The following is a 9,396-nucleotide window of genomic DNA, read 5'->3' as shown; positions in this document are numbered from 1 at the left end:
TCTATCGTTCATGGAACCTCCAAGTTGGCGAAATCATATCGCCCTTAAGAGGTGTCCGGAATTATTAGACCAGTTCAACTTGCTGGCAATGCGGTCGACGCGCTCTGTTGTACCCGTAGGAGCTGCCGAAGGCTGCGATCTTTTGATCTTCGGCGCCCACTTCGACGCTAAAGATCAAAAGATCAAAAGATCGCAGCCTTCGGCAGCTCCTTCAAGTGCCTATGCCTCGGGTTTGATGCGATCCGCCGGGCGCCGCACTCCCGCCACGATCTTGTCCACAGCCTTGGTCGCCGCGACCATGCCGAACGTCGCCGTCACCATCATCACCGCGCCAAACCCGCCGGCGCAGTCCAGCTTCACCCCATCGCCCACGAAACTCTTCTGCAGGCAAATGCTGCCATCGGGTTTCGGGTAGCGCAGTTGTTCGGTGGAAAACACGCAAGGCACGCTGTAATGCCGGGTCACGGTGCGCGAGAAGTTGTAATCGCGGCGTAGCGTGGAACGCACTTTCGAAGCCAGCGGGTCGTTGAACGTACGGTTCAGGTCACAGACCTGAATCAGCGTCGGATCAATCTGCCCGCCCGCGCCCCCGGTGGTGATGATCTGGATCTTGCGGCGCTTGCACCAGGCAATCAGTGCCGCCTTCGCGTTGACGCTGTCGATGCAATCGATCACGCAGTCGATATTCGGCGTGATGTATTCGGCCATGGTCTCGCGGGTAACGAAATCCGCCACCGCGTGCACGGTGCAAGCCGGGTTGATCCCACGCAAGCGCTCGGCCATCACCTCGACCTTGGGCTTGCCCACGGTGCTGTCCAGCGCATGCAACTGGCGGTTGGCGTTGCTGACGCAGACGTCATCCAGGTCGAACAGCGAAATCTCTCCCACACCGCAGCGCGCGATCGCTTCCGCTGCCCAGGAACCGACGCCACCGACGCCGACGATTGCCACATGCGCCGCGCGCAGGCGCTCAAGGCCCTCGATGCCATACAAGCGGGCGATGCCGGCAAACCGTGGATCTTCTGTACTCATGACCATTACCCCAAAAACCGGCGCGCAGTATAGGGCCATCGCGAGACAAGTTTAAGCGTCGGCGACAAGTGTAAGAACTTATGTGAAATCAGAGTGCCCAATGTAGGACATTTCCCTGCTAGCTGTAGGATCAGAGAACCTACAGTGTAGGATGTGCACCCTTGCCCTTGTCAGTCAGTCGCCAACCGCCCCTTCGTTCCACAGCCTTTGGAACCCGAAAAAGCTATGTCATCGCGTAAATTTGGACTCAACCTGGTCGTGGTGCTCGCCATCGCAGCCTTGTTTACCGGCTTCTGGGCGCTGATCAATCGCCCGGTCACCGCTCCCAACTGGCCTGAACAGATCTCCGGCTTCTCCTATTCGCCGTTCCAGCAAGGCCAGTACCCGCAAAAAGATCAATATCCAAACGACGATGAAATGCGCCGTGACCTGGAGATCATGAGCAAGCTGACGGACAACATCCGCACTTATTCGGTCGATGGCACGCTGGGGAATATTCCCAAGCTCGCGGAAGAGTTCGGCTTGCGTGTCACCCTGGGCATCTGGATCAGCCCGGACGAGGAGCGCAATGAGCGGGAAATCCTGCGCGCCATTGAAATCGCCAACACTTCGCGCAGCGTGGTGCGGGTGGTTGTAGGAAACGAGGCAATCTTCCGTAAGGAAATTACCGCTGCGGAACTGGGCATGATTCTCGATCGCGTACGCGCGGCGGTGAAAGTGCCCGTGACCACGTCCGAACAATGGCACGTCTGGGAAGAACACCCGGAGCTGGCCAAGCACGTCGACCTGATCGCCGCTCACGTATTGCCCTACTGGGAGTTCATCCCGGTGGACAAGGCCGGGCAATTTGTACTGGACCGCGCCCGTGACCTGAAGAAAATGTTCCCCAAAAAACCCCTGCTGCTCTCGGAGGTTGGCTGGCCGAGCAACGGCCGCATGCGCGGTGGCGCCGATGCGTCGCCGGCAGACCAGGCGATCTATTTGCGCACGCTGGTCAACAAGCTCAACCGCCAGGGCTTCAACTACTTCGTGATCGAAGCCTTCGACCAACCGTGGAAGGCCAGTGACGAAGGTTCGGTGGGCGCCTATTGGGGTGTATTCAATGCCGCACGCCAGCAGAAATTCAACTTTGAAGGCCCGGTAGTCGCAATCCCGCAATGGCGCGTGCTGGCGGTCGGCTCGGTGGTACTGGCCCTGCTGTCCCTGACGCTGCTGATGATCGACGGCTCGGCGCTGCGCCAGCGTGGTCGCACGTTCCTGACCTTCATCGCATTCCTTTGCGGTTCGGTGCTGGTGTGGATCGGTTATGACTACAGCCTGCAATACAGCACCTGGTTCAGCCTGACAGTAGGCATCCTGCTCGCCCTCGGTGCGTTCGGCGTGTTCATCGTGCTGCTGACCGAGGCCCATGAACTGGCCGAAGCGGTATGGACCCACAAACGTCGACGCGAATTCCTGCCGGTGGTGGGCGACTCGAACTATCGGCCAAAAGTCTCGATCCACGTGCCTTGCTATAACGAGCCACCGGAGATGGTCAAACAAACCCTCAACGCCCTCGCCAACCTCGACTATCCGGACTTCGAAGTCCTGATCATCGACAACAACACCAAAGACCCGGCCGTCTGGGAACCGGTGCAGGCGTACTGCGAAACCCTGGGGCCGCGTTTCAAGTTCTTCCACGTCGCCCCCCTGGCCGGCTTCAAGGGCGGTGCGCTGAACTACCTGATCCCACACACCGCCAAGGATGCCGAAGTCATTGCAGTGATCGACTCCGACTACTGCGTCGACCCGAACTGGCTCAAACACATGGTGCCGCACTTCGCCGACCCGAAAATCGCCGTGGTGCAATCGCCGCAGGATTATCGCGACCAGAACGAAAGCACCTTCAAGAAGCTCTGCTATGCGGAATACAAAGGTTTCTTCCACATCGGCATGGTGACCCGCAACGACCGTGACGCGATCATCCAGCACGGCACCATGACCATGACCCGTCGCTCGGTGCTCGAGGAGTTGGGCTGGGCTGACTGGTGCATCTGCGAAGACGCCGAGCTGGGCCTGCGGGTGTTCGAAAAAGGCCTGTCGGCAGCGTACTACCACACCAGCTACGGCAAGGGCCTGATGCCCGATACCTTCATCGACTTCAAGAAGCAGCGGTTCCGCTGGGCCTATGGGGCGATTCAGATTATCAAGCGGCACACCGCGAGCCTGTTGCGCGGCAAGGACACTGAACTGACCCGCGGCCAGCGTTACCACTTCCTCGCGGGCTGGCTGCCGTGGGTGGCGGACGGCATGAATATCTTCTTCACGGTCGGCGCCCTGCTGTGGTCGGCGGCGATGATCATCGTGCCGCAGCGGGTCGATCCACCGTTGCTGATTTTCGCGATTCCGCCCCTGGCACTGTTCGTGTTCAAGGTCGGCAAGATCATCTTCCTGTACCGCCGCGCGGTCGGGGTGAACCTCAAGGATGCCTTCTGTGCGGCGCTGGCAGGGCTGGCGTTGTCGCACACCATCGCCAAAGCGGTGCTGTACGGGTTCTTCACCAGCAGCATTCCGTTCTTCCGCACGCCGAAAAATGCCGACAACCACGGCTTCTGGGTGGCGATTTCGGAGGCGCGCGAAGAAGTGTTCATCATGTTGCTGTTGTGGGGCGCGGCATTGGGGATCTTCCTGGTGAACGGCTTGCCAAGTAATGACATGCGCTTCTGGGTCACCATGTTGCTGGTGCAATCGCTGCCGTACCTGGCGGCATTGATCATGGCGTTCCTGTCCTCGTTGCCCAAACCTTCGTTGGAAGCCGAACCGGCAACGGCATAATCCGTTATGGGATAACGTCAAACGGCGGCCTTCGGGTCGCCGTTTTGCTTTAGAATGATCGCCCTTTTGCACAGGTTTACCGTGCGCACCTCGGAGCTTCTACATGACGGCCCACGCCGACCTTTCGCCGACCCTTCAACTCGCCATCGACCTCATCCGCCGTCCATCCGTGACGCCGCTCGACGCCGATTGCCAGAAGCAGATGATGCAGCGCCTGGGCGATGCCGGTTTCACGCTGGAACCGATGCGCATCGAGGATGTGGATAACTTCTGGGCGACCCACGGCCAGGACGCGGGCCCGGTACTGTGTTTTGCCGGCCACACCGACGTCGTGCCAACCGGCCCGGTGGCCGCCTGGCAAATCGACCCGTTCAACGCGCTGATCGATGAACACGGCATGCTCTGCGGCCGTGGCGCGGCGGACATGAAAGGCAGCCTGGCGTCGATGACCGTGGCCGCCGAGCGCTTCGTCACCGACTACCCGAACCACAAGGGCAAGGTCGCATTCCTGATCACCAGCGACGAAGAAGGCCCCGCCCATCACGGGACCAAGGCCGTGGTCGAGCGTCTGGCTGCACGCAAGGAGCGCCTGGACTGGTGCATCGTCGGCGAACCGTCGAGCACCACACTGGTGGGCGATGTGGTGAAGAACGGTCGCCGTGGCTCCCTGGGTGCCAAATTGACCGTGCGCGGCGTGCAAGGTCACGTTGCTTACCCGCACCTTGCCAAGAACCCGATCCACCTGGCTGCCCCGGCGCTGGCCGAACTGGCCGTCGAGCACTGGGACAACGGCAACGACTTCTTCCCGCCTACCAGCTTCCAGATTTCCAACGTGAATTCCGGCACCGGCGCAACCAACGTGATTCCGGGCGACCTGGTGGCGGTGTTCAACTTCCGATTCTCCACTGAGTCCACGGTTGAAGGCCTGCAGAAACGCGTTGCCGACATCCTCGACCGGCATGGCCTGGACTGGCACATCGACTGGGCGTTGTCCGGCCTGCCGTTCCTGACCGAGCCAGGCGCTTTGCTGGATGCGGTTGCATCGAGCATCAAGGACATCACCGGTCGCGACACCAAGGCGTCCACCAGCGGTGGCACCTCTGACGGACGTTTCATCGCCACCATGGGCACCCAGGTCGTCGAACTGGGGCCGGTCAACGCGACCATCCACCAGGTCAACGAGCGAGTGCTGGCCGCCGATCTCGACGTGCTGACCGAAATCTACTACCAGACCCTGATCAAGTTGCTCGCCTGATGCTCGCCTGCCCGATCTGCAGCGAACCGCTGAACGACGTGGACAACGGCGTGGCCTGCCCCGCGGGACACCGGTTCGACCGCGCACGCCAGGGTTACCTCAACCTGCTGCCGGTACAGCACAAGAACAGTCGCGACCCTGGGGATAACCTGGCGATGGTCGAGGCTCGCCGTGACTTCCTCAACGCCGGTCATTATGCCCCGGTGGCCCGGCGCCTGGCCGAACTGGCGGCGCAGTACGCGCCGCAACGCTGGCTGGACATCGGTTGTGGCGAAGGCTATTACACCGCACAAATCGCCCAGGCACTGCCCAATGCCGACGGCTACGCGCTGGATATTTCCCGGGAAGCGGTCAAACGCGCCTGCAAGCGCAACCCGCAACTAACCTGGCTGATCGCCAGTATGGCGCGGGTGCCGCTGGCTTCCGGCAGTTGCCAGTTTTTGGCCAGCGTGTTCAGTCCCCTGGACTGGGAAGAAGCCAAGCGCCTGCTCAGCTCCGGTGGCGGCCTGATGAAGGTCGGACCGACCAGCGGCCACCTGATGGAATTACGCGAGCGCCTGTACGATGAAGTCCGTGAATACACCGACGACAAGCATCTGGCCCTGGTACCGCAGGGCATGGTGCTGGCGCACAGTGAAACCCTGGAGTTTCGCCTGAGCCTGGCAAGCGGCCTGGACCGTGCCAACCTGTTGGCCATGACGCCCCATGGCTGGCGCGCCAGTGCCGAACGCCGGGCTGCGGTGATCGAGCAGGTTGAACCGTTCGAGGTCACCGTTTCAATGCGTTACGATTACTTCGTACTTCAATAATTTTGGTCTTGAGTTAACAACTTGAGGCCGGCTAAATCCGCGAATGGATTTTTCAGACCCGCAGTGAGGACATCCATGCGCCAACCCGATATCGAGATTTACCTGAAAGACGCTGACGTTGACTACAAGGCGGTCGCCACCTGGCTCGGCGAAGCCTTGGGGCCGTGCACCGACTGGGTCCAGAAGGGCCAGACCTACAAGTGCAAGGCCGGCAATGTCCCGGTGACCTGGTTGCCGAAGGCTGTAGGAAAATGGAACAGCCTGTACCTGGAAAGTGACCAGACCCCGTGGGAAGACGACATCGCCTGCGCCCGCGCTGCATTTGCCGCACTGAACGTCGAAGTACGCTGCGCGCCAGGTACTTGGGTCGAGGAAGAAGGTGAAGAGACCGCGGATCGCTGGATGCGCATCAGCGCTGATGGTGAAGAAGAGATCACCTGGAAGACCGCATAAAAGCGAATAGATCGTCCGAACGCGGCCCGAACCTTCGGCAGCTCCTACAGGGTCATGTGTACACCTGTAGGAGCTGCCGAAGGTTCGGGCCGCGTTCGGACGATCTTTTGATCTTAAAATTTACAACCCAACCACATCCTCAGCCTGCAATCCCTTTTCTCCCGTCACTACGGCGTATTCGACCTGCTGCCCTTCCGCCAACGAACGATGCCCCTCGCCGCGGATCGCGCGGTAGTGCACGAAAACGTCCACCCCGTCCTCGCGCTGAATGAAGCCATAACCCTTGGCGTCGTTGAACCACTTCACATTGCCAGTCTCGCGCGTTGCCATGAATCGCACCTCTTCTTTTTATTGTTGAGGCGCGAGTATAGGACAGCCCGAAAAACTCTCAACTGAACTTTACTTAGCCGCTTTTTTGCCGATTTTCGATGAATCCGGCACACTATCGACCGCCCGAGCAAATGCTCGGTCTCATTCACTCACGCAGAAGCCGTATGACCCGCTCCCCGTTCCGCCGTCTAGTGTTTGGCACCTTGCGCCGACTGCTGTACCTCTGGGTTCGCTCGGAGACGATCAACCAGTCGTCGTTCACCCTCAACCTCGACCGCAGCCGGCCGGTGTTCTACGTCCTGCAAAATCCTTCGCTGACCGACCTTGCCGTGGTCGATACCGAATGCACCAAGGCCGGTCTGCCGCGCCCGGTCCTGCCGGTGTCGGTGGGCAACCTGCTGGAGCCAGCGGCGTTTTTCTACCTGACACCCGACCCCGACTGGCTCGGCCGCCAGGACAAGCGTGGCGCGCCGCCGACCCTGACCCGGCTGGTCAGTGCCCTGAGCCAGAATGCCGCCGAAGACGCGCAGATCATTCCCGTCAGCGTGTTCTGGGGCCAGTCGCCAGACAGCGAATCGAGCCCGTGGAAACTGCTGTTCGCCGACAGCTGGGCAGTCACCGGCCGCCTGCGCAGGTTGCTGAGCATCATCGTGCTGGGCCGCAAGACCCGGGTACAGTTTTCCGCGCCGATTCACCTGCGTGAGCTCATCGATCACAACAAGGGCCATGAGCGCACAGTGCGCATGGCCCAGCGCATCCTGCGGGTGCACTTTCGCAACCTGAAAGCCGCCGTGATCGGGCCGGACATCTCCCACCGGCGCAACTTGGTCAAGGGCTTGCTCAACCAGCCGCTGGTCAAGCAGGCGATCCTCGAGGAGGCCGAGCGCGAGAACATCTCCCCGGAAAAAGCCAAGGCCCAGGCCCTGCGCTATGGCAACGAGATCGCGTCGGACTACACCTATACCGCGATCCGTTTCCTCGAAGTCGTGCTGAGCTGGTTCTGGAACAAGATCTACGACGGGATCAAGGTCAACCACATCGAAGGCGTGCAAAAGGTCGCCCAGGGTCACGAAGTCATCTACGTGCCGTGCCATCGCAGCCATATCGATTACCTGCTGCTGTCCTACCTGCTGTTCCGCAACGGCCTGACTCCGCCGCACATCGCCGCCGGGATCAACCTCAACATGCCGGTGATCGGCAGCCTGCTGCGCCGCGGCGGCGCGTTTTTCATGCGCCGCACGTTCAAGGGCAACCCGTTGTACACCTCAGTGTTCAATGAATACCTGCACACCCTGTTCACCAAAGGCTTTCCGGTCGAATACTTCGTCGAAGGTGGCCGCTCGCGCACCGGGCGCATGCTGCAACCAAAAACCGGGATGCTGGCGATCACGTTGCGCAGCTTCCTGCGGTCCTCGCGGATGCCTATCGTCTTCGTGCCGGTGTACATCGGTTACGAGCGAGTGCTGGAAGGTCGTACCTATCTGGGCGAGCTACGAGGGGCCACGAAGAAGAAGGAATCGATCTTCGACATCTTCAAAGTCATCGGCGCCCTCAAGCAACGCTTCGGCCAGGTGGCCGTCAACTTCGGCGAGCCGATCAAACTGGCGGAGTTCCTCGACAGCGAGCAGCCCGACTGGCGCCAGCAGGAACTCGGCCCGCAGTTCAAGCCGGCGTGGCTCAACGAAACCACCCATCGCCTGGGCGAAAAAGTCGCGCAGCACCTGAACGAAGCGGCAGCCATCAACCCGGTCAACCTGGTCGCACTCGCCCTGCTCTCCACCAGCCGCCTGGCCCTGGACGATCGCGCGATGGCGCGGGTGCTCGACCTGTACCTGGCGCTGCTGCGCAAAGTACCGTACTCGCCGCACACCACCCTGCCGGAAGGCGATGGTCGGGCGCTGATCGAGCACGTGAAGGACATGGACCTGCTCTCCGAGCAGAGCGATGCCCTGGGCAAGATCCTGTACCTGGACGAGCAGAACGCCGTCCTGATGACCTACTACCGCAACAACGTGCTGCATATCTTCGCGCTGCCCGCGCTGCTGGCCAGTTTCTTCCAGAGCGCCTCGCGCATGAGCCGGGAGCAGATCCTGCGCTACACCCGCGCGCTGTACCCGTACCTGCAGTCGGAGCTGTTCATTCGCTGGTCCCTGGATGAACTCGATGCGGTGGTCGATCAATGGCTGGAGGCATTCGTCGAGCAAGGCCTGTTGCGATTCGAAAACAATGTGTACCTGCGCCCGGCGCCGAGCTCGCGACACTTCGTGCTGCTGACCCTGTTGTCCAAGAGCATCGCCCAGACCTTGCAGCGCTTCTACATGACCGTGTCCTTGCTGCTCAACAGCGGCCAGCACAGCGTCAGCGCCGAAGAACTGGAAGACCTGTGTACCGTCATGGCCCAGCGCCTGTCGATCCTGCACGGCTTGAACGCTCCGGAATTCTTTGACAAGAGCCTGTTCCGGCACTTCATCCAGACCATGCTCGACCTTGACGTGTTGCGCCGTGACGAAGCCGGCAAGCTGAGCTATCACGAGCTGCTGGGCGAACTGGCTGAAGGCGCGGCGAAGCGGGTGTTGCCGGCGGAGATTCGCCTGTCGATCCGCCAGGTGGCCTTGCACCGCAGCGAAGATGCAGCGGATCAGCCACCCGCACCAATCGAAATTTCATGAAGTCCTTGTGGCAATGAATTCCCCTGCAGGAGCC

7 protein-coding genes are annotated in these 9,396 nt (G+C 60.8%); 5 read left to right on the top strand and 2 right to left on the bottom strand.

Translation table 11 applies throughout. From position 1 onward, the window contains the following. Nucleotides 1-219: 219 nt before the first annotated feature. Entirely contained in the window at nucleotides 220-1,032 is an 813-nt protein-coding gene (tcdA, locus tag AAEZ05_RS26895) for a tRNA cyclic N6-threonylcarbamoyladenosine(37) synthase TcdA (protein WP_177328560.1), read from the bottom strand. Between the two features lie 225 nt (nucleotides 1,033-1,257). Here tcdA and AAEZ05_RS26890 point away from each other — a divergent pair, with 225 nt between their 5' ends. From AAEZ05_RS26890 to AAEZ05_RS26875, 4 genes are all read left to right on the top strand, one after another. Then, nucleotides 1,258-3,846, top strand: a complete 2,589-nt coding sequence (locus tag AAEZ05_RS26890; RefSeq protein ID WP_045060120.1) for a glycosyltransferase — start codon at nucleotides 1,258-1,260, stop codon at nucleotides 3,844-3,846. A 103-nt stretch (nucleotides 3,847-3,949) separates the two neighbouring features. Next, entirely contained in the window at nucleotides 3,950-5,101 is a 1,152-nt protein-coding gene (gene dapE / locus AAEZ05_RS26885; RefSeq protein ID WP_045060119.1) for a succinyl-diaminopimelate desuccinylase, read from the top strand. Continuing rightward, nucleotides 5,101-5,910 carry a putative RNA methyltransferase gene (locus tag AAEZ05_RS26880; RefSeq protein WP_045060118.1) on the top strand — a complete coding sequence of 270 codons (810 nt, stop codon included), beginning with the start codon at nucleotides 5,101-5,103 and terminating at the stop codon, nucleotides 5,908-5,910. The genes dapE and AAEZ05_RS26880 overlap by 1 nt, the downstream gene beginning before the upstream one ends. Before the next feature lie 75 nt (nucleotides 5,911-5,985). Next, on the top strand, nucleotides 5,986-6,363 hold the full coding sequence (locus AAEZ05_RS26875) for a hypothetical protein (protein ID WP_045060117.1): 378 nt from the start codon (nucleotides 5,986-5,988) through the stop codon (nucleotides 6,361-6,363). Between the two features lie 120 nt (nucleotides 6,364-6,483). Here AAEZ05_RS26875 and AAEZ05_RS26870 read toward each other — a convergent pair whose 3' ends face one another. Beyond that, nucleotides 6,484-6,693 carry a cold-shock protein gene (locus AAEZ05_RS26870; protein WP_010462862.1) on the bottom strand — a complete coding sequence of 70 codons (210 nt, stop codon included), beginning with the start codon at nucleotides 6,691-6,693 and terminating at the stop codon, nucleotides 6,484-6,486. Between the two features lie 164 nt (nucleotides 6,694-6,857). Here AAEZ05_RS26870 and plsB point away from each other — a divergent pair, with 164 nt between their 5' ends. After that, nucleotides 6,858-9,362, top strand: coding sequence for a glycerol-3-phosphate 1-O-acyltransferase PlsB (plsB, locus tag AAEZ05_RS26865; protein ID WP_045060116.1), 2,505 nt, complete (start codon nucleotides 6,858-6,860; stop codon nucleotides 9,360-9,362). Nucleotides 9,363-9,396 lie beyond the last annotated feature (34 nt).

Source organism: Pseudomonas sp. HY13-MNA-CIBAN-0226, assembly GCF_040310305.1.
Lineage (GTDB): Bacteria > Pseudomonadota > Gammaproteobacteria > Pseudomonadales > Pseudomonadaceae > Aquipseudomonas > Aquipseudomonas gregormendelii.
Note: the sequence above shows the minus strand (reverse complement) of the source record. Positions and strands in the feature narration are given on the sequence as shown.